General features: G+C 42.9%; 17 protein-coding genes and 2 pseudogenes. 6 read left to right on the plus strand and 13 right to left on the minus strand.

Annotation, left to right across the window (positions count from 1 at the left end; all coding sequences use genetic code 11):
* Positions 1–197 precede the first annotated feature (197 nt).
* Complete coding sequence (gene serS / locus V7K45_RS30550) at positions 198–1,478, minus strand: serine--tRNA ligase (protein ID WP_335009372.1); 1,281 nt, start codon at positions 1,476–1,478, stop codon at positions 198–200.
* Between the two features lie 531 nt (positions 1,479–2,009).
* The gene (locus V7K45_RS30555; protein WP_292730500.1) at positions 2,010–2,588 is read right to left on the minus strand and encodes a DUF3611 family protein; all 579 of its coding nucleotides are present in this window, start codon (positions 2,586–2,588) and stop codon (positions 2,010–2,012) included.
* Between the two features lie 597 nt (positions 2,589–3,185).
* On the opposite strand from V7K45_RS30555, the gene V7K45_RS30560 reads away from it, so the two are divergent.
* The gene (locus V7K45_RS30560; protein WP_335009374.1) at positions 3,186–3,533 is read left to right on the plus strand and encodes a PadR family transcriptional regulator; all 348 of its coding nucleotides are present in this window, start codon (positions 3,186–3,188) and stop codon (positions 3,531–3,533) included.
* A 52-nt stretch (positions 3,534–3,585) separates the two neighbouring features.
* Positions 3,586–4,116 carry a cofactor assembly of complex C subunit B gene (locus V7K45_RS30565; RefSeq protein ID WP_335009376.1) on the plus strand — a complete coding sequence of 177 codons (531 nt, stop codon included), beginning with the start codon at positions 3,586–3,588 and terminating at the stop codon, positions 4,114–4,116.
* Between the two features lie 451 nt (positions 4,117–4,567).
* Here the strand turns inward: V7K45_RS30565 and V7K45_RS30570 are convergent, their stop codons facing one another.
* Positions 4,568–4,888, minus strand: a complete 321-nt coding sequence (locus tag V7K45_RS30570) for a DUF3155 domain-containing protein (RefSeq protein ID WP_335009516.1) — start codon at positions 4,886–4,888, stop codon at positions 4,568–4,570.
* Between the two features lie 287 nt (positions 4,889–5,175).
* On the opposite strand from V7K45_RS30570, the gene V7K45_RS30575 reads away from it, so the two are divergent.
* On the plus strand, positions 5,176–6,531 hold the full coding sequence (locus tag V7K45_RS30575) for a sensor histidine kinase (protein WP_335009378.1): 1,356 nt from the start codon (positions 5,176–5,178) through the stop codon (positions 6,529–6,531).
* A 43-nt stretch (positions 6,532–6,574) separates the two neighbouring features.
* Here V7K45_RS30575 and V7K45_RS30580 read toward each other — a convergent pair.
* The 4 genes and pseudogenes from V7K45_RS30580 to V7K45_RS30595 all read right to left on the minus strand — a co-directional run.
* A pseudogene (locus tag V7K45_RS30580) lies at positions 6,575–6,706 on the minus strand (transposase domain-containing protein); the annotation flags it as partial.
* A 147-nt stretch (positions 6,707–6,853) separates the two neighbouring features.
* Entirely contained in the window at positions 6,854–7,741 is an 888-nt protein-coding gene (locus V7K45_RS30585) for an aldo/keto reductase family oxidoreductase (protein ID WP_335009380.1), read from the minus strand.
* Between the two features lie 129 nt (positions 7,742–7,870).
* Positions 7,871–8,710, minus strand: a complete 840-nt coding sequence (locus V7K45_RS30590; RefSeq protein WP_335009381.1) for an SDR family oxidoreductase — start codon at positions 8,708–8,710, stop codon at positions 7,871–7,873.
* 7 nt (positions 8,711–8,717) lie between these two features.
* Positions 8,718–9,683 (minus strand): quinone oxidoreductase family protein, encoded by a 966-nt coding sequence (locus tag V7K45_RS30595; protein ID WP_335009383.1) that lies wholly within the window; start codon positions 9,681–9,683, stop codon positions 8,718–8,720.
* Positions 9,684–10,041: 358 nt separating this feature from the next.
* Between V7K45_RS30595 and V7K45_RS30600 the strand changes: the two genes are divergently transcribed.
* Entirely contained in the window at positions 10,042–10,899 is an 858-nt protein-coding gene (locus tag V7K45_RS30600) for an AraC family transcriptional regulator (RefSeq protein WP_335009385.1), read from the plus strand.
* A gap of 310 nt (positions 10,900–11,209) precedes the next feature.
* Here V7K45_RS30600 and V7K45_RS30605 read toward each other — a convergent pair whose 3' ends face one another.
* The 4 genes and pseudogenes from V7K45_RS30605 to V7K45_RS30620 all read right to left on the minus strand — a co-directional run bounded on the left by V7K45_RS30605 (position 11,210) and on the right by V7K45_RS30620 (position 18,590).
* Positions 11,210–12,451 (minus strand): S-layer homology domain-containing protein, encoded by a 1,242-nt coding sequence (locus tag V7K45_RS30605; RefSeq protein WP_335009387.1) that lies wholly within the window; start codon positions 12,449–12,451, stop codon positions 11,210–11,212.
* A 417-nt stretch (positions 12,452–12,868) separates the two neighbouring features.
* Positions 12,869–13,498 (minus strand): annotated as a pseudogene (locus tag V7K45_RS30610) (S-layer homology domain-containing protein); the annotation flags it as partial.
* Positions 13,499–15,141: 1,643 nt separating this feature from the next.
* The gene (locus tag V7K45_RS30615) at positions 15,142–15,864 is read right to left on the minus strand and encodes a conjugal transfer protein TrbI (RefSeq protein WP_335009388.1); all 723 of its coding nucleotides are present in this window, start codon (positions 15,862–15,864) and stop codon (positions 15,142–15,144) included.
* Between the two features lie 401 nt (positions 15,865–16,265).
* On the minus strand, positions 16,266–18,590 hold the full coding sequence (locus V7K45_RS30620) for an NACHT domain-containing NTPase (protein ID WP_335009390.1): 2,325 nt from the start codon (positions 18,588–18,590) through the stop codon (positions 16,266–16,268).
* A gap of 162 nt (positions 18,591–18,752) precedes the next feature.
* Between V7K45_RS30620 and V7K45_RS30625 the strand changes: the two genes are divergently transcribed.
* The gene (locus tag V7K45_RS30625; protein ID WP_335009392.1) at positions 18,753–18,947 is read left to right on the plus strand and encodes a hypothetical protein; all 195 of its coding nucleotides are present in this window, start codon (positions 18,753–18,755) and stop codon (positions 18,945–18,947) included.
* A 354-nt stretch (positions 18,948–19,301) separates the two neighbouring features.
* On the plus strand, positions 19,302–22,328 hold the full coding sequence (locus V7K45_RS30630; RefSeq protein WP_335009394.1) for an SMC family ATPase: 3,027 nt from the start codon (positions 19,302–19,304) through the stop codon (positions 22,326–22,328).
* A 63-nt stretch (positions 22,329–22,391) separates the two neighbouring features.
* On the opposite strand, the gene V7K45_RS30635 is transcribed toward V7K45_RS30630, so the two are convergent.
* Positions 22,392–23,804, minus strand: coding sequence for a peptidoglycan-binding domain-containing protein (locus tag V7K45_RS30635; protein WP_335009396.1), 1,413 nt, complete (start codon positions 23,802–23,804; stop codon positions 22,392–22,394).
* 223 nt (positions 23,805–24,027) lie between these two features.
* Complete coding sequence (locus tag V7K45_RS30640; RefSeq protein ID WP_335009518.1) at positions 24,028–24,537, minus strand: SH3 domain-containing protein; 510 nt, start codon at positions 24,535–24,537, stop codon at positions 24,028–24,030.
* Positions 24,538–24,768 lie beyond the last annotated feature (231 nt).

Consider the following 24,768-nt stretch of genomic DNA (forward strand, 5'->3'; position numbering starts at 1 on the left):
GCTTCCCGCAGGGTAGAACAAATGACCAATAGACTTCTTGGCATTTGTCGGGAAAAGGGGAAGGTGGGGCCCCCTCTGGGGATAAGGGGCAGGGGGAAGGGGAAAAAGTTCTGTATTGTCTGTCCCCTTCCCCTTTAACCTTTACCCTTTTCCCCAAGAATGCAAAAAGCACAAATGCCAAGAGGTCTAATGACAAATTATAAAACTTCACGCCCCAAGAAAGGCTGCAACACTTCTGGTATCCTCACCGTCCCATCGGGTTGTTGATAATTCTCCAAAATTGCTGCCATCGTTCTTCCTACCGCCAAACCCGAACCATTGAGGGTATGTACGAACTGAGTTCCTTTCTTACCCGCCTCTTTGAAGCGAATATCAGCCCGTCGCGCCTGGAAATCTATAGTATTGGAACAGCTAGAAATTTCGCGGTATTTGCCAGAAGAGGGCAACCAAACCTCTAAATCATAAGTTTTGGTAGAGGCAAATCCCAAATCTCCAGTACTTAAATTTACTACTCTGTAAGGCAACTTCAACGCCTGTAAAATTGCTTCTGCATTCCCTACCAATTTCTCCAGTTCATCAAAAGACGTACTGGGTTCGACAAACTTCACCATTTCCACCTTGTTAAATTGATGCAGGCGAATTAATCCCCGCATATCGCGCCCATAACTACCAGCTTCGCGGCGAAAACAGGGCGTAAAGGCACAGTGGTAAATAGGCAAATCTTCAGCAGCGAGAATTTCACCCCGATAAAGATTTGTAACTGGAACTTCCGCTGTCGGAATCAGCCATAAATCATCATCAGCGCATTTAAAGCTTTCTTCCGCAAACTTGGGTAACTGACCGGTCGCTGTCAAAGACTCAGTATTAACTAATAGAGGCGGACTGACTTCCACATACCCAGCTTGAGTATGGAGACTCAGCATAAATTGAATTAATGCCCTCTCCAATGCCGCACCAGCGCCTATCAATGTCACAAAGCGACTTTGGGCAACTTTGACAGCTCGTTCAACATTGAGAATACCCAGCTTTTCGCCAATTTCCCAGTGAGGAAGAATATTCGGATTTTGGGGAATGTACTCATCACCCCAACGGCGCACTTCTACGTTATCTTCCTCATTCTTACCAAGGGGTGTAGAGTCGCTTGGCAAGTTGGGAAGTGCCAACACAAGTTGAGCAATTTCAGCTTTGAGGTCTTTTTCTTGAGGTTCCAGTTGACTCAACGTCGCTTTGAGAGAGTTACCTTCATCCCGCAAAGCTTGAATTTCTGGGTCTTGAGGATTGATCCCAGATTTAATCTTCTGTCCGACTATTTTACCAATTTCGTTGCTCCGGGCTTGGAGTTGACTACGTGTCCCCTCAAGTTCCCGTTGTTGCCGATCTAACAGTAATATCGGTTCTATGTCGTATTTACCATTACGACTATTCAATCGTTCTTGAACTAATTGCGGATTTTCCCGTATTTGCTTGATATCCAGCACAGATTTTTCTCAGTTTTTAGCCTATTATCTACCTGCCAACACATCAGCATATACTGATTTTGGCTTTGTGTGAGCAGAAAAGCAACCATTTAAATTTAGTATTGTTCTGATTTTCTAGACTCCTGAGTGTTTGCAGGTGAGGGGAGCCAGTAGGCAAGTACGCCTGATAAACCACTCCAATAAACTGCCTGGTTTTGGCTATTATCGCGTTCCAAAAAGATTAGGAAACTACATAATCTAATCATCAATGTGCTAAAAAGTACTTGTATACCAAACTTCCAGATTTCTAGTTTTTTCATAGTGCCAGACCTCCAATAAAAATTAATTCACCCTAATAACGGTTCTAATATCACTCTTTAGATGGGTGCTAATATAAGTAACTTGTATTAGCCTTCACACTATAATTTAATAATTTCGGAAAAGTACAATCAACATATTTGAATTATTGCTATACAACCTTTGAAAAGAGGAGAAAAGAAGTCAAAAGAATTGCTGATTTTTGACTATTACCTTTTCTTCTAACTCCTTTTTCTAAGGTCGGTTAATGCGATTGAGCAACCAAAGTGATGCCACTAGCCCTGCAAAGTGAGCTGAGACAGTGTTGGTGTTTGCCTGTACTACAAGCATATCTAGACCGCTAATAATCCGGGTAGGGTCAAAAAATTGGGTAGTTATCGCTTGCGGAGATATGGATCGTGCTACCAGTGTGCCAACGATCGCTTGCGCTCCCAAAAGGGTCACTAGGGTTCCTCCTAAATTCACCCACACCCCTAAGCGTAATACTTGCACAGTCTCACTTTTCCGAGGGCGGTTGCTGGGATTGGAGGATTCCAATTGCTTGCCAATTCTCGTATAACGGTAAGCTAAATAAATCCCCCCACCCAAAACAACCAGTCCACAAATTGCTAAAAATACGCCAAAGCCAGTCCCAGGATTATTACTAGGGCTGCCAGTTCTTTGATTAAAGATGGCGAACAATAACACAATTATGCTAGAAACAACGCCTAGTACTAGCTGAATCCAGAAGCTAATCCAACCTGTAAGGCGAAAAGTTTGGGCAATTGCCCTAAGAGTTGAGGAAGATGATGGGGCATCGGGAGTTTGTGACATAGCGATCGCTAATATGCTGGGTGCTTAATAAAGGAAGGCGAGGACGAGAGGACGAAGGGAGTTTAGCGCCTTCTTTGATAAATTTACTATCACACTTGTCAAATAAGACAAAAAATTCTGCGATCGAGGAAATCAGAAATGGTCACTGCTTAAGTATGTCTACCGATGTAGCGGCTCGATCTCAGATATGTCCCCTAGCTTAATATTTTAGAATTTGCATTGGGAAAATCACTGTAAAACAAAGTGTTTATTAAGCTTTACAGACAAAATAGCATTTTACCTGTAAAATTTCTTCGATGGCATTTTATTGCTTAAGCAGCTCGGCATAAGTTAACACCAAGATAGTGACTCTCTCACTGTCTGTTCGCTCCTCACCACACCGTATCGAGCTTGAGTGGGGGTACATTGTTTTGTGCCCCTAAAACTCGCAAACTCGCCCCACAACTTCACAGGCGTGGGTAATTGTTTGATGTTTACGCAATGGATATCTAGTCTAAGTAGCTTTATTATGTATTACTCACGTAGTGGTAGCACTGTATACTGGCTACAAGGATTGTAGACTTTACCCTAAGGCATTTTTTTAGCCATTCACTAACCATGAAACTTGAGGATATATATCAATTTTTTGAGAATCCTCCGCCAACTTACCTTTGTCAGGAACTAGCAGTTTGTTACATACTGTCTGTTTTATTACAAGGTGAATCCTACGGAACCGAGTTGATTGAGCAATTAGAAACTGAGTATCCCGTCTATCGGCTTTCAGATACCGTACTTTACAGTGCAATCAAATTTCTGGAAGACCAAAAGGCAATCACTGGATATTGGAAGAAACTCGAAGGACGGGGACGCCCCAGGCGGATGTACCAAGTTTCTCCCGAATGGCAAGTTCAAGCTCAGGATTTAGCTTTTCAATGGCTTGACTACATCAACAAGAGGAAAAAGTAACGAATCATTGATAATGAATAAGTCTCCTCCAGTCAAACACTAACAATTAGTTATGGATACTGCTATTCTGCCATCTACGTTCCTGCTAACCTTGTTGTTATCGGTTGGGCTGTTTTTCTTTATTCGTGCCTCGACTAAAGACCGCATAGAAATAGCCCAACTGGTATCTGAGCAAGATGAAGCTGTTTTAATGTCTCAATTAAAAGAGTACTTTCGATCGCGGTCTTACCGAGTGGCAGCGGTAGACCGAGAACAAAATCAGGTAATTTTTGAAGGTAATGTTCGTCCCAGCTGGTTCTTAGCTATATTTCTAACTTTACTGGCAGCGACTGGCATTGTTTGTCTATCTCTGGTGACATCCCTGCTGTTTCCTAGCCTCAGCACCCTTGTTCTGGCGATGGTACTGCTGTCACCTTTAAGTGGTCTATTTTATTGGAAAAAATCTGGAAGACTTGAGAAGGTATCGCTCAAAGTAGAAACAACTCAGAGCGAACAAACCTCCTCAAGTAAAATTACTGTAGTTGCCCATCGAGATGAACTCAGCGAGTTGCAGAGGACTCTACAGCTCAAGCCTGGGAAATAATTGTTGATTGTTGCGACCATCTCTTAACTATGATATGCAGACTTCTGACCTAACCTACAATGCAGGCAATGGAAAGTAGTCAGGAGAAAATCAAGACTGCTGCTTTGTCAGTTTTCCCCACGACCAAAGTCGTGGGGAAAAATTTAAATTCATTAACTTAAATTCATTGACAGAGCAAACTTTAACCATCTACGGCATAAGAGCGCAACTTCACTCTTGTTTTTAGACGCGCTTGGCTCTATACCCACTCCCTTCTGCATCATCAAATTAGTATCAACCCATGCTAATCTAGCGTGGTTTGAAACAGCTTCACTTTCCAACTACCTGGACTAGATTTACTGGCAAATCAGCTACAAACTAAAAAAAAATTAAATTTTGCATAAACTTAGCAATTTTGCCAGTTAATAATAGTCAGGAGCCACATTCAATGCCCAAGATGACCATCTATGGTTCACCGACTACTAGCTAAAGCAAGAGGTTCTTGACCTGGTGAAGGTTCTAACACCCTCAAACTAGGAAACAAGAAATGGTTTTCCTCTACGTATTGAGCACCAAACAGTCCCTTTTCTGCCCAGAAATAACGATCTGTAGTGTGTTCATTTCGCTTTACAAGTAGCAACGCTGGTGGCAAAATCCCTTCAGCTTGAATGAATCTTCTCGCTGCTGTGACAGGCTTTTCTTCACCACTTTCGATGCTATATTGAGGCACGTGCTCCAAAATGCGCCGCCCTTCCTGACGACGACGACTCTTCCTTTTGCGTCTCCTTGCCAATCTATTGTCCTCCTCTTTCAAGCTATAGATTGTAGTGATAGCTACAAAATCCGTCGTCATTATATAGGTTCTAGTTCAGAATATCAATAGTTTTTAACCTTTTAATATAAGAAAGTTAATATCTTTGAAACATCGAGAAAATAAAATCACCTAAGAATATAATCCCCTAGTAGAAGCCATCTCTAAGAAAATTTTGGTTAAGCTTTATTAAATGAGTGAGGTAAAAATTAAGTATCCTCTCTTATCATCATGCCTCAAAATCTATAATCTTGAGCAAGAGCTAAAAAATGTTAATGTCTGCCAGTTCTGATTTTCTTGCTCTGTGTCGAGAGCAAATAGCGCTACTAACCCAAGGGCTAGGAGCAACTTTAAGTATTGTGTACCTAACACAAGAATTGGTAGATACTCCTTCTGGCGATGCCAAACTGATTCCTGTGGTGATTTACCCGGAAACAGCATTATTACCGCCAGGAGAGGAAACTATTGAGGCGACGGCATACAAGCAACTTCAACTTGAAAATGCGTTTATATTACCCAATCATCAGGGAAGGTTATTGACAGCAGGTTCAGAATCTCCAAATTCGTCACGGGAGTCTGAGATACCAGATGCCTCTCAACCCGATCTCAAAGAGGAATACCTACTTCGTGGCAACCAAATTGTTTTACCTCTGATTTATGAGGGTGTGATGATGGGGTTACTAGTGACAAGTAGGAAAGATCGGGTATGGAATGAACACGAGCAAAGTCAGATTCAACGGATAGCTCAAACATTAGCGATCGCTTGTATTTTAGATCAGCGGCGAGCATGGTTTGAGCAGCAGTTGCGCGAGCAACAAATTCTCCAAGAAAAACAGCGGGATTTGTTGGATAACCTATTGCATCAGTTTCGTAACCCATTAACGGCGTTACGGACTTTTGGCAAACTGTTATTGAAACGACTACGACCAGCAGATGCTAACCGGGATGTGGCAAATAGTATTGTCAGAGAAAGCGATCGCCTTAAAGAATTACTGCAACAATTTGAACAAGTAATTGACTTGACAGAAGCAGATTTAGCACCACTACATCTCCCGGAACATCAAGTATTTGTAGAAGCAACTATCCAAAAAGACGCTAAACCGCCGCTATTATTACCGGGAACGGGAGATAAAGCAGTTGACTGCTCCTTAGCAGATATATTAGAACCATTATTAATATCAGCCAAAGCGATCGCCCAAGAGCGAAAGCTAAAACTAATAACTGAAATTAAACAGAATTCATCCTTAGTACGTGCCAATATCAAAGCATTACGAGAGGTGTTAACTAACATTATTGATAATGCTTTGAAATACACTCCCACTGGTGGCAAAATTTTGATTCAGGCGGGACAAGAAAAAGCTAATTTTCAAGGAATACTTATTAGTGATAACGGTCCTGGCATTCCACCCCAAGATTTAGAACATCTTGGAGAACGGCATTATCGCGGAGTACAAGCGCAAACAGAAATTCCGGGCACAGGTTTGGGGTTAGCGATCGCTAAACAATTAATAGAGCAAATGCAGGGCGAAATTGAGGTTTTCAGCCCTGCAATCAACTCTAAATTCACTTCACCCAATGCGCCAGGAACTACATTTATTATTTGGTTGCCGGAAGTTGAGAATTAGTCTATTAAGAACGGGTTATCCCGTTTTCCTTTAACCTTTAACGATCGATCGGATTCTTTAGTACATCCGGCATTGAATCTCTCGACCACAGACTCATTGCTATTATTAGACACACTACCAATTGTGCTGGTAACGAGCGTGTACGTTCCTCTTCAACTTTGATTTTCGCGTAGATGCTCTTAGCGGCTTGCTGTTCGCGTAGCGTCTCGTAGAGAAGGCATTACCTGTTCAATTGAAGTTGCTGGGATGCTAACTCAAGCCGCAACTTAATTGACTTCATGAGTTCTTCGCTGAAGTGACTTAGCCTTGGGCAATAATGTTTTTACTGAACCGCAGCTGTAGCGATCGCGTCGAGATCTGCGATCGTTTGCGGTGAAAGTTGCAGATCTGCCGCTTTGGTGTTTTCGTGCAGATGACTAATGGATGACGTTCCAGGAATTAACAGGATGTTCGGGGATCTCTGAAGCAGCCATGCCAAGGCGACCTGCATCGGTGTGGCTCCAAGTGATGCTGCAACAGCATCGAGCGCTGACGATTGCAACGGATTGAACCCACCCAGCGGGAAGAACGGCACATAAGCAATTCCCTGCTTCGCGAGGTCGTCAATGAAAGCGTCATCTTCCCGGTGCGCTACGTTGTACTGATTCTGCACGCAGACGATTTCTGCGATCGTTTGCGCCTCTGCCAACTGCGTAGGTGTGACATTGCTCAAACCGAGGTGACGAATTAATCCCTGCTCTTTAAGTTCGGCTAAGGTCGTTAGCGGCTCTGCAAGAGAACCCTCCGATGGGCCGTGAACGTTACCCATCAAGCGGAGATTGACAACATCGATCGCATCGAGTCCGAGGTTACGCAGGTTGTCGTGAATCGCCTCGGTCAGATCCTGCGGCGACATCGCCGGCACCCACGATCCATCTTCAGGACGACGCGCTCCCACCTTGGTGACGATCGCTAAATCTTCCGGGTAGGGATGCAGTGCTTGTCGGATAATTTGATTCGTGATGTGAGGTCCGTAGAAGTCGCTGGTATCGATATGATTAATGCCAAGTGCGATCGCTTCGCGCAAAACAGCAACGGCTGCATCCACATCTCGCGGCGCACCCATTACATTCGGACCCGCGAGTTGCATGGCACCATAACCTATGCGCTTCACTGTTATTGAAGTGTTCGGCAGCGTGAAATTGCCACCAAGGTTCGTTTGCTCAGACATATTGCTACTTTCTCCAAAAATTTTTTAGTGATTTAACGAAAGCAATTTTGAGAGTCCATTTCTCATTGATGTCGCTGCGTGCGATCGAAGCCTTCTCCTGCCGATCGATAGATTCCCAGCGCCGATCATTCATTGTTTGTTGCGGCTCGCGAATATTTGCTCATAATCACCGTTCCTTTCAGCAAAGCGATGTGCTTTGACACGATTAACAAGGATTTCGCCGTGGGGCGGGTTGGGAGTGCTGAGAATCTGCATCACTTCAGCAATAAAGTCAGCGAGTGGCATTGCGGCAGGATCGGTCGCCTGACTAGCCCCGCCAAGCTCCGTCTGTACATAGGGTGGGGCAAGTTCAAGAACCTCCACGGAGTTTTCCCGAAGCTGAACGCGGAGCGACTGCAACCAAGAGTGCAGAAAAGCCTTGCTCGCGCAATAAGTCGGATATGGACTGATGGGAACGAAAGCCAAGCCAGAGGTGGTGGTGACGATCGTTGAATGCGGTTGCTGTTTGAGAGTCGGGAGGAGTGCCGCCGTGAGGTAAAGTACACCGACAACATTAGTCTGAATTATAGACTGCATCACGGAGAAATCGATCGGATCTGAGGTGAGGTCTTCCGTATTAGCAATTCCGGCATTGTTAATCAGAACATTGAGTTTAGGGAATTGCTCTCGAATGTGGGATACAAAGGCTTCGATGTCCGCTTGGTCTTGAACGTCAAGTTGAATCCCGTGCATACCGGGGTGAGCGGCGGTGATTTCGTCGAGGAGATGTTGACGACGACCCGCGATGATAACTTGATTACCGCGTTGATAGAACGCCTCGGCAAGCGCACGACCGATGCCGCTTGTGCCGCCAGTGATGAGGATGGTGTTGTCCGTGAGATTCATAGGTATATTTTTTTGCAAAGATGTCAAAAAGAAGGATGTCAGAATTTGTTGAGAGTAAAGTTGTTGTAAAAGCTGAAAATTCAATCAGCGCTTATTCGCCGCTCACGCGCAACACGATTTTGCCCAGATAGTGCTGTTTCATCGCATCCTGCGCTTGTGCCGCCTCTTCCAGCGCAAACGTCTGTGCGATGTGAACTTGAAACTCACCCATATCGATCAATCGGTTGAGTTGGTCTAACAACATCTGGTTAGCGAACCCATTTGCTTTCTTGAGTTCTACCTCGTCAGGCGCTTTGGGTTCGGGCATCACGCCATTAGGAAAGGCGATGATTCCGCCCTGACGCACCAAACTCAGCGTGGATTGAACGGTGTCGCCGCCCACCAGCACCAGCGCCGCATCGAAGCCATCGGGGGCAAAGGTGCGGGCACGTTGGGCAATGTCGTCGCTGTGTCCGTCCACCACTTCATCAGCACCCAATTGCTTGGCCAATGCTACACCGTCTGCACCCGATGCGATCGCGAAAACGTTCGCGCCCATACGTTTAGCCAGTTGCAGCGCGACGTGACCGACGCCACCACTCGCGCCCCACAGCATTAATTTGGTTTCGCTGCCGATCTCCAGCGCCAGCAAATTGTTTAGCGCTGTTATACCAGCAATGGGTAGCCCGCCTGCCATCAGCATATCGAGACCATCGGGCATCGGCGCGATCGTTTTTTCGGAGATGACGACGTATTGGGCATAGCTACCGCCCTTGTCGTTCATGAAGCTCTGGGCGTAAACACGATCGCCAACAGCAAAACGCTCAATGCCATCGCCAATGGCAGCGATCGTGCCTGCACATTCGCCGCCCAGCACGCGCGGAAAGTGAACTTCGTTATACACCAGTTCACCTTCACGCTCCATCGCGTCCCAGACACCAACTCCGGCGGTCTCAACGCGAATCAAAACTTCGCCCGCATCTACCGTAGGCACGGGTAAGGTGTGCAAAGTCAGCTTGTCAGCATGACCGAACTCGTCCACAGCCATTGCTTTCATTTGTTGAGGAGTATTTTGCATAAATAGGTTCTCCTGCTTATTGCTTCAGTTGTTATTGAGGAGTTCAAAGGCGTAAAACTGCTTTCAAAGTTTGTTTGGACGGATTGCCATTTTCTCCAAGAAGTTTTTAATTTCAGGAAAGAAATGCGGCATCGTTCTTCGGACTCTTTAAGGTCTTGCTTGAGATGCTTTCATCCTACGAATTCGATTCAGAGTTTCCAATGCCTAAAACTCTTCGATCCTTGCCTAATTCTCCAGCATGGATCGTTTGAAGACATTCTATAATCGTGTAGGGCATTGAATAAGTCGAGGTACCATGACTTTCGTTATTCCCAATTCTGAGGTAGTTGCAGATCGGTGCCAAGCGCTGGCGGCATTAGTGGCGCGGCACACCAAACCCAATGGCAACCTTATCTACCCAACAGCGATCGCGCCATTGAGCTTTTCGCGATCGAATGCGTCATCTGCCATCATTTACCAGGATTATGAACCGCGTCTGGCCATTCTCGTTCAAGGCAAGAAAAACATAGTGCTGGGAGAGGAAACGTATCCCTATGAGATCGGGCAATGTCTTGTTGTCTCAGTCGATCTCCCCATCGGTGGGTGTATTGTTGAGGCGACAACCGATCAGCCGTATTTAGGATTAAAGCTGACCCTAGACCCAATGCAACTTTGTGAAATGGCTGCTCAAATGAATTTTAGTTCAGCGAAGAAAGAGAACTCCGTCCGAGGCTTATTTGTGAGCAACGCCGATCCCACGTTGCTTGACTGTGCCCTTCGCCTCAGTAAGCTCTTAGATACGCCACAGGATATTCCCATGCTGGCACCGATGATGATTCGGGAACTCTACTACCGTCTGCTGATCGGGGAACAAAGTGAAGCTGTGCGTCAAATTGCTACCTCTGGCAGCAGTATGCAGCGAATTGCTGAAGCGATCAAACGGATTAAGTCTAAGTTTACTCAGCCGATGCGAGTCGAGGATTTAGCAAAGCAGGTAAGAATGTCTACTTCGTCGTTTCATCAGCACTTCAAGCAAGTGACCTCAATGAGTCCACTTCAATATCAAAAGCAGTTAAGACTGTTAGAAGCCCGTCGCCTGATGCTGACGGAAGATTGTGATGCAACCTCTGCTGCCTATCAGGTCGGGTACGAAAGTCCCTCTCAGTTCAGCCGGGAATATTCACGCCTGTTCGGTGCGCCACCGATGCGAGACATCGAACGGTTACGAACGGCTTGACCGAATAATTACTAATTCGTAATACTTTTATTATTTCCTCAATCAAAACTTTTCAGTCTACTGAAAGTACCAATCATTAAAATTATTTTTTTTAAATACCTATAAAATTAGTCTTGTCTCACCTCTAAAGCGCTATTATCACTATCATAAATTAATAAAAAACGGCATAAAAAACTTGCTTAACTTAAATTTAGTTTCAGCAATTTTCTAAAAGTTTTTAGTTTGATAAAAAAACTAGCGTAAGTACTATATACATACAATATATAGTACTTACACTATTCTTACAATTCGGCTTTAGATGTACTAATGACTATCTTAATGAAACCAACAAGTTTTGATTGATGGTCATTTGTAAATCGGTATTTGGGTCAATGGCGATTAAGTCAACACTATTCTTGCCGAAGAACAGACCAACCAACGCACCAATACCAGCACCACCTAAGACTTCTTCTGTGGCAATGGCGCGATCGCCTGTGACAGCAGATACCGCAGTTGCCGCACCTGCGCCCAATACAGTATTCTTGATAATTGAACCAAGACTAGTACCCTTCTTGACGGTTTCAGTTTTGGTAATCACGTCAGAAGTAGCGTTAAGTTGATACTCTTGACCGTTAGTCAAAACCAGTTTCTCGGCAACGAATTGAGAACCGCCTGTAGCAGGTTTTAGTTGACCAACAACTTGACTACCAGCAGGAATCACTACAGCTCCGTCTTGCGTTACCACGTTTTGGGATACTGTCAATGTCAAGGGCGATGTTTCATCCTTTGTAACGAGAATTTTTTCTGCCTTGTCATACTTCACAGGAATAGTAGTCCCTTGGGCAATTGTCACTGATGCAGGTGTTGGGGTAGTAGATCCCACAGCCACAACATAGGGTGAGTTAATTGCTGAGGCTTGATTAGAACTAACCAATGCTTGGTAGATAAAAGCTGCTACTTGGGCGCGAGTGGCGGTTGCAGTTGGATTCAGGAAGTTCACATTCGGATAGTTCACCACAATTTTCCTTTCAGTTGCTGCGGCGATCGGGCTACGGGCATAGCTAGCGATGTTAGAGGCATCGTTGAAGTATTGCAGAGTGCTTTCGGTATTACCGCTAGGAGTATATTCCAAACCGTTAGCGAGGGAAACTAAAACCTGTTCGCGGGGAATAGCTTGATTAGGTTCAAAGCGATTACCGGGATAACCAGATAAGAAACCAATGGTATAAGCTTGTTGAATCGCGCTGGATGCCCAATAGTTGCTAGGTACATCAGCAAAATTAATTGCTGGCCGTTGCTGTGCTTTTTGGAAAGCTTTGTTAACCATCGCGGCAAATTGAGCGCGTGTCACCGGTTCTTCAGGGCGGAAGCTACCATCAGGAAATCCGGCAATTACACCTCGCTGAGATAATTGTTGAATAAATTGTGCTGCCCAATAGTTAGATGAAACATCAGAAAAAGTCGTTTGAGCTAAAGATGGTGAAGCTGTAATGAAAGGCGCTACAGTACCGACTGTGACGCTTAAAGCCATGAGTGCAGCTGTTCTAGATTGCCAACGATTTAAGTTAAACATTATTTTTTTGCTCCAGTCCTATTATTTTTTTTACTGTTAATTAGTTAGACATTTACTAAAGTACAAGGTTCCTAATTTTTATAGTTTTTGTCAAAACCATTACTTTAGTCATACAGTCATAGTTAAAAAAATTTATGCAAAATGAACTAGCTAATAAAAGTAATGTGATTACACAATTACCTATTAGCAAACTTTCAAAAATATAGATGCTGAGGGAGACGATATAGAGAAAAAATAGTTGCTGTGAAATAGAAAACTTTTTGGTTAAAAGTAAAGGCGATCGCACACTCTAGTTAAAGTAGCGATCGCCTATTAAATAACTATCTAAATCAACAGATTCTAATTGTGACTGATACAGGTGTTGAAGTAGTCGATCCGACAACCATTGTATAGGGCGAGTTAATTGCTAAGTCTTAACACAACATAAGGCGAGTTAATTGCTGAGGCTTGATTAGAACTAACTAATGCTTGGTAGATAAAAGCTGCTACCTGGGCGCGAGTGGCTGCCGCAGTTGGATTCAGTAACTTCACATTCGGATAGTTCACCACAATTTGCTTTTGGGTTGCTGCGGCGATCGGGCTACGGGCATAGCTAGCGATGTTAGAGGCATCGTTGAAGTATTTCAGAGTGCTTTCGGTATTGCCACTGGGACTATATTTCAGACCGTTAGCGAGGGAAACCAAAACCTGCTCGCGGGGGATAGCTTGATTAGGTTCAAAGCGATTTCCAGGATAACCAGATAAGAAACCAATAGTATAAGCTTGCCCAATCGCACTAGATGCCCAATAGTTGCTAGGTACATCAGTAAAATTAATTGCCTGCCGTTGCTGGGCTTTTGGGAAAGCTTTGTCGATCATCGCGGCAAATTGAGCGCGTGTCACCGGTTCTTCTGGGCGGAAGCTACCATCGGGAAATCCGGCAATTACACCTTGCTGAGACAATTGTTGAATAAATTGTGCTGCCCAATAGTTAGATGAAACATCAGAAAAAGCAATTTGAGTTGAAGATAGCGAGGAGCATCCCACTACGATCTGTTTGCCTTGCAAAGGATAATTCACTGGATCGCAAACAAAACCTGCTGAATTAGCCTGTATAACAGTCCGCGTTGGCGGATTTTGTTTCTCTAACTCTGATTTCAAATTGTCAGAGATTTTTTCGAGAGTGGGATGCTTACTTAAAAACTCCGAGTCTGCAACAATATCGTGAGGCCCCTTAGCAGTTATCTTAGAGCTATTGAGATAGATATTATAATCATAAACAACGTTTTTGTTTTTAGTGTTGTTATTAATATTTTTGTCAGGAAAAGCATAGAGAATGTTCCTGAGAATTCTGACATCGGATGAGGTATGAGCAAATATTTGCCCCCCATTAATTTCTGGACTCTGATTATTTAAAAAAGCTGTGTTATTTACAATATCAACATGGTCGCTAAAAAATGCATGAATCCCTGAACCACCATTATTAAATGCAAGATTGTTTTGAACTAAAGTACGTCCTTTATATGCACTCAATTTTGAGTTGTCTTGATTTCTTGTACTATCAATAATAATGCCATTACCGTCTGTGATCTTTCCAACTGCAATCCAAGGGATGTACATACGATTGTTGTAGGTCTTGTTGTTGGTAACAAACATCTTGTATCCCTGGTTGTTATCAGAATTCCAATTATTCAACATCGAAATGCCACTGCAACCATAAACGCTATACCAGGCATTATTAAATACTACATTATTATCTATTGTCACATAGTCCGCTTGAATCGCTGAAATACCTGCTCCTCCACAGTCATGCACTTTGTTGTTCAAAATACGGATGTGATGAACATGACCATTCGTTCGACCATCAATGTTGATACAGTTTCCATTCGTCAGTGGGTTTTGTTTGTTAGTCTTCTGACTCATCGCGTAATCAAGGGTTATATTGGGATTGTTTCCCATAACCTCTAGCCCGTTGATCTCGATATATGAAGCTTTGTTTGAAATCGTGATACCATTCCATGTATTGTGCTGAATTTTTGGGAAATGCCCAGGATATGCTTTATACCTAATCCATGCATTTGCAGTTCCAGAACGTATAATATTTACTACACTCCCAGCTTTGCCTGTATTTGTGTATACTCCGTTCATTATCAATACTGTATCGCCAGGGTTGGTAAGGTCTGCCGCCTTTTGAATTGTTTTAAAGGCAGATGAAGTAGAAAGTCCGCTATTATTGTCGTTTCCACTACCACTAACATAGTATGTTTTCGGTGTTGAATTAGCGCTGATTAGCTCACCGCTAGATAGACTCACTTCCTTGTTAGTGGATACCTGACTGGCGTTTTCAACTAAAGATACTTTTATATTGTCTCCCGGAACCAAAAGACTTAATACTACGGGAATTGCAAGATATGTGCTTAAATTTAAACCTTGAATTACCATAAGAAAAAGCTCCTCGATCGCTACTACTTAATAAAAGTATCAGGATATTCCATAATTTTGAATACTCTTTTAGATACAGAATACAATAGAGCTAACTTTTAAATAAGTATTTCAATAAAAATTGATACTGATTAAGACGATATAGAGGTGGAATAGTTGCTGTTCAATAGAAGTTTTTAGGGTTAAAAATAAAGGCGATCGCACGCTCTAGTTAAAGTGGCGATCGCATATAAGGGGTGATTAAATTCACAACTTGAATGAAGTTAAATCTAGTAGCGCGATCTTGGTACTAAATTCAAGTTAGAATCCAGTGTAAGCTTTAAATCCTGTGCAGGTCTGAGGACAAAAGCATTTCCTTCTTTTTTCCGCAACAGCACGCTAGCACCTGCACCCGCAGCCGCACCGAGAACAGGTTTTAAATCGTCAATTTTGCGATTACCAGTAATTAATGAACCTAATAGACCAGCACCTCCACCAATAGCTGCGTCAGTTAAAACCTGACTGGTGTTGGGTCCCTGTTTAACTCTTTCAGTTGTGGTGTATGTCCGAGAAGTTGCATTAATCGACTGACGCTGACCGTTAGAAAATTCTAATTCTTGAGCGACAAACTTTACACCTTTTCCTTGGTTATCATCTGTATTTCTTGTATCTCTTGAATAACTATCTAAGTCAACAGATTCTAGCCGTCCATGTACTTTAGTACCAGCAGGAATCAAGACGTTTCTATTTCTGTCGATAATGTCGTTGGCTATTCTCAAGGTTAGAGATTTACTTTCTCCAGGAGCAATAGTAATTGTCTCTTTTTCGTAGGTTACAGGAAGAGCAACTCCAGAAGGAATGGTAACGTTTCCGTATTGCCCAGTTCTGTTTTGATCGATTCTGTATTGAGCATTAGCAGGAGCCAAGCTGAATAGGGGGCTAATGACGCTTGTAGTAACGGCCATTGCCATGAGTGCAACAGCTCCAGATTTCCATTGATATAGGCGAGTCATAAGAGGGTTATCCTTTGTGTATGTGATGTATTTAATGACGAGGATTCACTGAGTTTGTTTCTGACTGTTTTTAAACCTGTCTATGGGCGTATATAAGTACTTATTATGATAGGAATTCTGTGCGATCGCAAAGACGTAAACCGTCGTAGACATAGCTGTTCAGAATTTTTATCCTGTTAGTATACGTCAACTAAAATAGAGGCAAGACATTTATACGACGTAAATGAGTATTATTTTGTTCCAAAATGCTATTTTATTACTCATATTCACATATCTAAGCCATCAAATAGAGGCGAATAGGCTGACTGCGAACTCTTACTTCCATTCTAGATTGAGTTGCTAGGAATTGGAAAATATTTTCGCTTTTTTTACGAATGATTTATTATCTGCTATATGGGTATTTAAAATTGCTGCTGACGCTGTTTAATCTCTGCGATCGGTAATAGCAAAGTATCTTCTATTTGCTGTCGCACTTCACGACTGACATAACAATCACTATTTAGGCAATCTACCAGTAATTGATTGGCATCATAATACTGTTGAAGCAATTCCTTTTGCTCGTTACTGAACTGCCAATCATGACCGATATTACGATATTTAATCATTACTTCTCTTAATTCTTCACACCAAGCCTCCCCATTAACTAACCACCATTTCTGAGATTCTTGCCAGTCTTGTCTGCTTGGTAGTTGCTCTCGAAGTTTTTGTAGTAAATTCTTGAGTTCTGGGTCGAGGGATCGTGAGAGGGGTCGAGAGAGTTCGAGGGATCGGGAGAGTTCGAGGGATCGGGATTGAGACAGAGATCGGGAGAGGTCGAGGGATCGGGATCGGTCAAGGGAGAGAGAGAGGTCGAGGGAGAGGTCGAGGGAGAGGTCGAGGGATCGGGATTGAGACAGAGATCGGGAGAGGTCGAGGGATCGGGATCGGTCGAGGGAGAGGTCGAGGGAGAGGTCAAGGGATCGGGATCGGTCGAGGGAGAGATCGAGAGAAAGATCCAGGTAAAAGGCCCTAACTACTGCTAGTTTGTAAGATACCTTAACGGAAAGAGATTTTTCTTTTCCCCACAAAAGAAACTCCTGCAACTTCTGATCATCAGCCACTATAAAATCAATTTTCTCTTTGATCAACAGCAATAACCGATCTGCGCTTGGAGACATGCCAACCGCCAGCAAAAAGACTTCCCGCCAGCGTTTTTCAGTAATATGGCTAACAAGATTTTGTAACGCTTCTTCTGATGATTGTCTCACAACCACAAATTCTCTAGCTGTGAAATACTCATGAAATGTGAGGTGAGAAAATGAATAAATCCTTTTCGCTCTTGCGACAACTAGCCCATGATGATGCTCAATTGAACGCAAAACTTGCTCACTGTCAAGTTGCAATGCTTCTTCGTCAGTATTAGCACCAAGTAAATTGCGGATGTATTCTGTAATGTATTGTTCTGCTACTTTCTGCTTGAAGAAATATTCACTCCCCTCAAAGGTAGTCAACGCCATTTTGCTGAGTAAATCTTCTTTGCGTTGGACTGAGAGCTTTTTGTAAATCTGATAGCGTTGAATTCCCCGCTTGGCATCCCATTTTTTCAATAACGCATCCAGTCCTTCTTTATATAACTCAGAACGATTTGCAGGGAAATCTCCTGACTCTTCAAATGCTAAACAAAGCAATGTCAGCAGCAGCGGACTTGCAGCAAGTTGTTTGATTCGGCTATTGTCTTCAAGACGTTTGATAAAAATATCTGGTTTTACAGCTTTCTCTTTAAACCAGTTATTGGCAAAGTTAGAAATTTGCTCATCGTCAAAATCAGCAACTTCCACCTCTGTGAACTTCTCAAAGATATACTCTCGTGCTGCAATTCGGCAGGTCATCACAAACTGATTTTTTGGGAAACGATCAGAAAACTCACGAATTTCTTTTAAGATGCGGTTACTATCCTCTTCTCTAACCTCATCCAACCCATCAAGTAAAATTAATGCCTTGCCATAGGTTAGTACATCTCGAATAGAAGAGATAGAATTTATTATCTCTTCAGTGATGTATTGCAATAATCCAGGTTTGTTTGCAGCTTCCGCAAAGTTTTTGAGGGTAACAAAAATCGGTACACGTTCAGCCTGAAACTCATCTCCAAGACACTGAATTGCTAAATACTTCAAAAATGTGGTTTTGCCTGCACCTGGCTTTCCCAAAATCATTAGCTTGGAATACTTCTCAACCGCTTCCAATCCTGGAACTCGTTTTTCAGTAATTTTATTGAGTCCAAAAAGGTCAAAATCCTGACTCCCACACTGTTGTAATAATTCATCAATTCCTAGTCGTTGTCGTCCAGTAATTTTTTCCAGGATATTAACGCTGGTGTAAATGTCATTCAACCCAATGGGTTTAGTCATATCTAGTACCCGCATTGTGCCACAGCGTTGTTGAATGATGGGTTTTATCTTTTCACGTACTGTTTGCACGATCGCATCAATATCAATACTGTTATCCTGATTTACCTCTGGTTCACTAGCTGCTTCAGCAACGATCTCTTCCCACTCTAGGTCTAGCCTGTCGCAAATCTGAACAAAGAGATTGCGGTCAACAGGTTTACCTGTAAAGAACTTTCCGATCGGCTGACGAGTTACTTCTAACTCTTCAGCTAATGCCTTTTGAGTTAAGGAATAACGAATTAAAGCTTTTTTTGCTTTTTGGATACCTTCTAGAGAACAGAAAAGCGATCGCCCGGACATAAGCTAACCACTACACTTTTGCTGATTCTAACTGCCAATTTGGCTATTCATGCTCATCGCATACACAACTCACTCATATCACAAACCTGTATTTAAGCCTAGAACAAACACTCACCTGTCAAAGTATGGATGTAGTGATTCAAACAATTTGCGAGGGAGTCTATGTTATCCAAGAAATTTCCTTCAAGAGATGAAGTGCTAGCTGTTGCAACGCTGATTATGGTAATTGGTTCTCTCACTCTGGCAGTTATCGACGAAAAGAGTCGCGCTCCATTTCTAGATTTAACCAAATTTGCTGTCGGTACATATATTGGATTGTTGATACCTCGGTCAAGGTCAAGCGATCGCGATGTCTAAGACGGGTTACGCCTACGCAACTAGCCAATGACAATCCTAAATAATTCGTAAGAGACAAGATCCCCGGATTCTTTGAGAAGTCAGGGATCTGTAACTTTCAATCCTCACAAATCAAATAAGAATATTTTCTTCTCAGTCAATAGAAAAAATAACGAAAAGCCTCCAGGAGAATTTCATTTTCCTCCAAAGACAGCAAAACTTTTTCATGCAACAAGAAAAATTAACTCATAATATTGTAAATTTTTGTAAAATTGATGTCTTCAAGACTAGAAACCTGATATCTAGATAGCTAAACTAACAAACAGTGCATCTGTACTGTTAATTATTAAAAGTAGATGTGGCGCTATAGCGTGAATGATCCCAGTACAACTTATCCTCAAAAACTTCCTCAGTTACCGTGATGCAACTTTAGATTTTGGTGGTTTGCATACGGCTTGTATTTCGGGTTCCAATGGTGCGGGTAAATCTTCTCTTTTAGAAGCAATCACTTGGGCAATTTGGGGTGAAAGCCGTGCCACTGTTGAAGATGATGTCATCTATTCTGGTGCAAAAGAAGTTCGGGTTGATTTTACTTTCCAAAGTAACCAGCAAAAATATCGGGTGATTCGTACCCGAATTCGGGGAGGTACTAGTGTCCTCGAATTTCAAATAGAAATTCCATCTGGGTTTCGCTCACTCACTGGCAAAGGGGTAAGAGCAACCCAAGATTTGATTTTAGAACATATCAAGCTCGATTACGATACATTTATTAATTCTGCCTACTTACGTCAAGGTCGTGCAGATGAATTTATGCTCAAGCGTCCCACAGAACGCAAAGAAATTTTAGCGGAGTTGTTGAAACTCAATCAGTATGATGATTTAGAAGAACGAGCAAAGGAATCTTCTCGTCAGTTCAAAGCCAGGGCAGTAGAGTTAGAGCGTTCTTTAGAGTCGATAAAAATTCAGCTGCAACAACGCGAAATCACCCAAGCGCAAAGAGTGGAGTTAGAAGCTGAACTCAATCAACTGCAACAGGTGCAAGCTTTTGATAATATTCAATTGCAAAGTTTGCAAGTTGTCCAGCACCAGCGCCAAAATTGGGAACAACAACTTAATTTTATAAAGCAGCAATACCAAAATCTTACCCAAGATTGCGATCGCCTCCAACAAGAACAATCAGCTGTTGGCTCTCAACTATCAGATTTAGAAAAAATATTACACCAAGAAGCTGAGATTAAAGCTGGATACGCTCAATATCAAAGTTTACAATCTCAAGAAGAAGCTTTTGCTATCAAATTTGAAGAACACACCCGCGCCCAACAGAATCGCCAACAAAAGCAACAACAGCTTACCAAACAAATTCACGAAATCGAACGGCAACTACAACAAGCCCAAGCGCAGCTAGAAGCTTTACAGCAACAAGAGCGAGACATTCAACAAACTCTGACTAAATCAGGTGAAGTAGAAGCTGCTTTGTCACAACTAACCGCAGCACGTCACCATGTTGCTCGTTTAGATCAATTGCAAATGCAAGTGACTCCCTTGTTGCAACAAAGAGCGACTTTACAAAACCAACTCGATCGCACTCATGCTGGTTTAGTAGCGCGACTCGAACAACTCCAAAATACTGAGAACCAATTGCAACGCCAGCATGGTCGCCAACCACAACTACAACAAGCGGTGATGGATGTGGCAATTCAGATTGAGGAATTGGAGAAAAAGCGGGTTTATCTGCAACGAGTCCAAGAAAAAGGGCAAGAAAGGCGGCACTTTATCGAACGTCTGCAAGCTCATCAACGGGATTATGAAAAACTGCTGGGAGAATTAGAGCAGAAATTGCAAATGCTCCAAAATCCTGAAGCACTTTGTCCATTATGTGAGCGTCCACTAGATGAACATCACTGGAGTCGGGTGGTGGAAAAAACCCAAAGTGAGTTAGAGGATACTCAAGGGCAGTTTTGGGTAGTACGAGAACAAATGGCTGTGTCTGACCGAGAAATTCAGGTACTTAGACAGGAATATCGCGATATATCCCAACAATTGGCAGGCTATGATGGTTTACGCGAACAACGGGGACAGTTGGCAGCACAATTAGAAGCGACAACTGATGTGCAACAACAGTTACAACAAATTGCTGCTGAAAAACAGCATTTAGAGCGATCGCTCCAAGCTGGTGATTACGCTCCCGAAAAACAAGCGGAACTCCGGCAACTAGATCAATATCTGCAACAAGTTAATTATAGTGAACAAGATCATGCCCTCGCTCGGAGTGAAGTTGAGCGATGGCGATGGGCAGAAATTAAACAAGGGCAAATTAAAGATGCAACTAAGCGACAAGCGCAACTATTAGCCCGAAAACCAGAATTACAATCCCAAATTGCTCAATTACAAGCCAAAATCCAACAGGATCAAATTGATTCTGAATGTGCTAAACAAATCGCGGCTCTTGAGCGTCACATTACCGAAATTGGCTACAGTTCTGAGCAGCACAACAATTTGCGTATGGCTGCCAAGAAAGCTCAATCTTGGCATTTGCGCTATCAACAACTGTTATCAGCCCAGCAGCAGTATCCCCAACTCCAGACGAGGTTGCAAGAGTTAGAGGACTCTAGAAGCGACAGAGTAACGGAGCGGCAAAAACTCGGCGGACAAATCGAAAGCATTATTGGGCAACTACAAGCAACAGCTAACCCATCTGCCCAAATTCAAGCATTAGAGCAGCAATTAGCAATACGTAGACGGCAACTCGATGAGCAAATTGCCAAATTGGGGCGTTTAGAACAGCTGGCACATCAATTGGAAACGCTGCAAATTCAGTATGAACAACAGCAGCAGCAATTACAATCTTGTAAGCAAGAATATCGAGTTTATCAGGAATTAGCGCAAGCTTTTGGTAAAAATGGTATCCAAGCACTGATGATTGAAAATGTATTGCCGCAACTGGAAGCCGAGACAAATCAGCTACTTTCGCGTTTGAGTGGTAATCAATTTCATGTACAATTTATTACTCAAAAAGCTGGACGTAGTGCTAAATCAACCAAGAAAAATGCCAAGCTGATAGACACCTTAGATATTTTAATCGCCGATTCGAGAGGAACACGAGCTTATGAAACTTACTCAGGTGGAGAAGCCTTTAGAATTAACTTTGCCATCCGTTTAGCTTTGGCGAAATTATTAGCCCAACGAGCAGGGGCGGCGTTGCAATTGTTGATTGTAGATGAAGGTTTTGGTACACAGGATGCCGAAGGATGCGATCGCTTGATTGCCGCGATTAATGCGATCGCCTCTGATTTTGCCTGCATCCTCACCGTTACCCACATGCCCCACCTCAAAGAAGCCTTCCAAGCCCGGATTGAAGTGAATAAAACTCAACAAGGTTCGCAGTTGAGCTTGTCAATTTAATTACGAATTACGTTAGCGTAGCGGTAGCGAGTCCGCGAGCGTCATTACGAATTACAAATATAGTTAATTGTATTTTACCCGTGCATCCAGACCTAATGAACGGAGCTTTTTTGATAGCGTTTCTGCTTGGGCGCGATCGCTAAATGCTCCAGCATTTACATAATCCCCTAAATTGGATTGCTCCGCGACAGCGTTGGGTATATATTGTTGCACTTTACTCAGAGTATCATTGCTGGAAATTGGAATTATTACTCTGTAAGGATTATTAGCAACTAATGTATTGCCATTGGTAACAGGTACTACATTGTCATTGGCAGGAGGTAATGCATAGCGATTAGTGTCAGCTAATACATAATCATTATTTTGGCTCCCAACTGAACCATTTAACCCCAATGCTTCCCAAGTTTGCCAATCTACATTCCCAGTAGAATTAATTCGAGAATATTGCTGGAATGCAATCACAGATTGTCTAGTGTAATCGTTGAAAAGTCCATCAGGATTAGTATTAGAGAAACCCAACTGTGCTAAACGCTCTTGAACTAATCTGACATTTTCTCCGCGATCGCCTACAGTTAGATAATTTCTACCTGGTTGTTGAATGCTACCAGTCGAGACTCTACGCACTGAGTCCAGAACTTGGGCATTAGCAATGCCATCAACGGGTAATCCATTCTTTCGTTGGAATGCAATTACAGCTTCTCTAGTCATTGGGCCAACATTCCCAGTGGCATCAGCATTTAAATAACCTAGCTGCCGCAAACGCACTTGCAGTTCTTTGACTTGTTGAGTGGAAAGACTCGATCTTTCTGGAGTCACAGAGGAACCCATTAGTGCGTTCCAAGTTTGTCGATTCACAATTCCGTTAGCAGTTATGCGATAATTTCGCTGGAATGCAATCACAGCATCTTTAGTAATTCGTCCAAAATTCCCAGTGGGATTAGTATTAAAGTAGCCTAACTGCCGTAGACGCTGTTGTAATCTTGTAACGGCTGCACCAGTTTTGCCTTGAGAAAGAGTAGGATATTGACCAACTGGCGAGCGCGCTGCACCACCGATATTTCTATTAGAACTTCTACTTTGACACGCTCGTTGCAAGGCTCGTTGAGTACTAATACCCACAACTCCATCAGCCGATATTCTATTGGCTTGCTGGAATTTGATTACAGCATTTTGAGTCAAGCTCGCAAACTTACCTGTCACTGGGCCGTTAAAATAGCCTAACTTTTTTAAACATCTCTGATTACTGCTAACTTCAGGCCCATTACTTCCTATTTTCTGAAGTGCTAAAGCTTCTCCAGCAATACTCAGAAGCCCTGTAATCAGAGCCACAGACAAAAGACGCATTGCAGCATCAGTCGATAACTTTTTCCAATTTAAAAATTTAAAATTAACTACGATAGGAACAACCTTGATGCTTTCGGATGCCTCGTAGACTGAGGCAAGCTTGATTAAATGGCTAGCTACCCCTGTTTTCACTTGCTTTTTTCGAGTTAACGGCTATAAAAAAGTATACTACTTACTATGTGTAATAACTACTTTTCGTATGATTCTTTACAAGTAAGTGTCCTGGGGAGCAGAGGTGGGGAGATGAGGGAGATGAGGGAGATGAGGGAGATAGGGGACAAGAGGACAAGGGGGTAAATAAAACTCCTAACTCTTAACTCCTAACTCAGCACTCAGCACTCCTAATGCCCTATACCTATTGTTCATTAACTTTTTCAGTATTACCTGCTTTCACCCAACCTTCTTGTTCGCTACCTTCCAAACGAATCTTTTGCCAGGATTTGTCGTCGCTTTCTTCCAAGATAATAATTTTTTGATTAAAAGCAATTCCACCAATCTTTTCAGCTTCTTGATTTGGTTGCGATCGCAAACTCAAGCCTTCAGCCCAACTAACACGTCCTCGGTAAGCTCCCGATGGTAATGGTTTGGATGATGGGGTAGCCTTTGGTGATTCTGTAGGAGTAGAGGTTGGGCTTGGAGACGATTGAGTAGATGTCCCAGGTGTAAGAGCGGGCTTACTTTCTCCAGGCTCAGTTTTTTTAGGAGCTTGGGCTTTCACCGAAGGACTATCATTGGAATAAATGGGTTTGGCAGGGGCTATGCCGGTGCGATTCATAAAATAGAGTGCAATTGCACCACCGCCACCTATTAGCACAGCGATCGCTAAGAAAAAACCCAGTATAAACTTTGTTAAGCCAGACAACATAATAAAAACCTGATTATCAAGAGTCAAGGGTGAAGGTGAGCCAGTCATCTGCGTATTTTCCCCCCATTGAGGGGAGCGGTATTGAACTGGCTCTCAAGGGTTATACCATTTTAGATTTTAGATTTTAGACTTCGGCTGCGCTCAGTCGAACGATTTTAGATTGTGAAACATCCATTGGATAAGTGTTTCAATTTTCCATCTGTCGCAATCATTTTTCAAATTGGTATTACG

Source organism: Nostoc sp., from assembly GCF_036917375.1.
Taxonomy (GTDB): Bacteria; Cyanobacteriota; Cyanobacteriia; order Cyanobacteriales; family Nostocaceae; genus Nostoc.

Coding starts and splice junctions, on each gene's coding strand:
- V7K45_RS30620 (WP_335009390.1), bottom strand. CDS start 18,590: ATGTCCGGGCGATCGCTTTTCTGTTCTCTAGAAGGTATCCAAAAAGCA.
- V7K45_RS30555 (WP_292730500.1), bottom strand. CDS start 2,588: ATGTCACAAACTCCCGATGCCCCATCATCTTCCTCAACTCTTAGGGCA.
- V7K45_RS30575 (WP_335009378.1), top strand. CDS start 5,176: ATGTTAATGTCTGCCAGTTCTGATTTTCTTGCTCTGTGTCGAGAGCAA.
- V7K45_RS30615 (WP_335009388.1), bottom strand. CDS start 15,864: ATGACTCGCCTATATCAATGGAAATCTGGAGCTGTTGCACTCATGGCA.
- V7K45_RS30630 (WP_335009394.1), top strand. CDS start 19,302: ATGATCCCAGTACAACTTATCCTCAAAAACTTCCTCAGTTACCGTGAT.
- V7K45_RS30605 (WP_335009387.1), bottom strand. CDS start 12,451: ATGTTTAACTTAAATCGTTGGCAATCTAGAACAGCTGCACTCATGGCT.
- V7K45_RS30565 (WP_335009376.1), top strand. CDS start 3,586: ATGGATACTGCTATTCTGCCATCTACGTTCCTGCTAACCTTGTTGTTA.
- V7K45_RS30625 (WP_335009392.1), top strand. CDS start 18,753: ATGTTATCCAAGAAATTTCCTTCAAGAGATGAAGTGCTAGCTGTTGCA.
- V7K45_RS30640 (WP_335009518.1), bottom strand. CDS start 24,537: ATGTTGTCTGGCTTAACAAAGTTTATACTGGGTTTTTTCTTAGCGATC.
- V7K45_RS30585 (WP_335009380.1), bottom strand. CDS start 7,741: ATGTCTGAGCAAACGAACCTTGGTGGCAATTTCACGCTGCCGAACACT.
- V7K45_RS30560 (WP_335009374.1), top strand. CDS start 3,186: ATGAAACTTGAGGATATATATCAATTTTTTGAGAATCCTCCGCCAACT.
- V7K45_RS30595 (WP_335009383.1), bottom strand. CDS start 9,683: ATGCAAAATACTCCTCAACAAATGAAAGCAATGGCTGTGGACGAGTTC.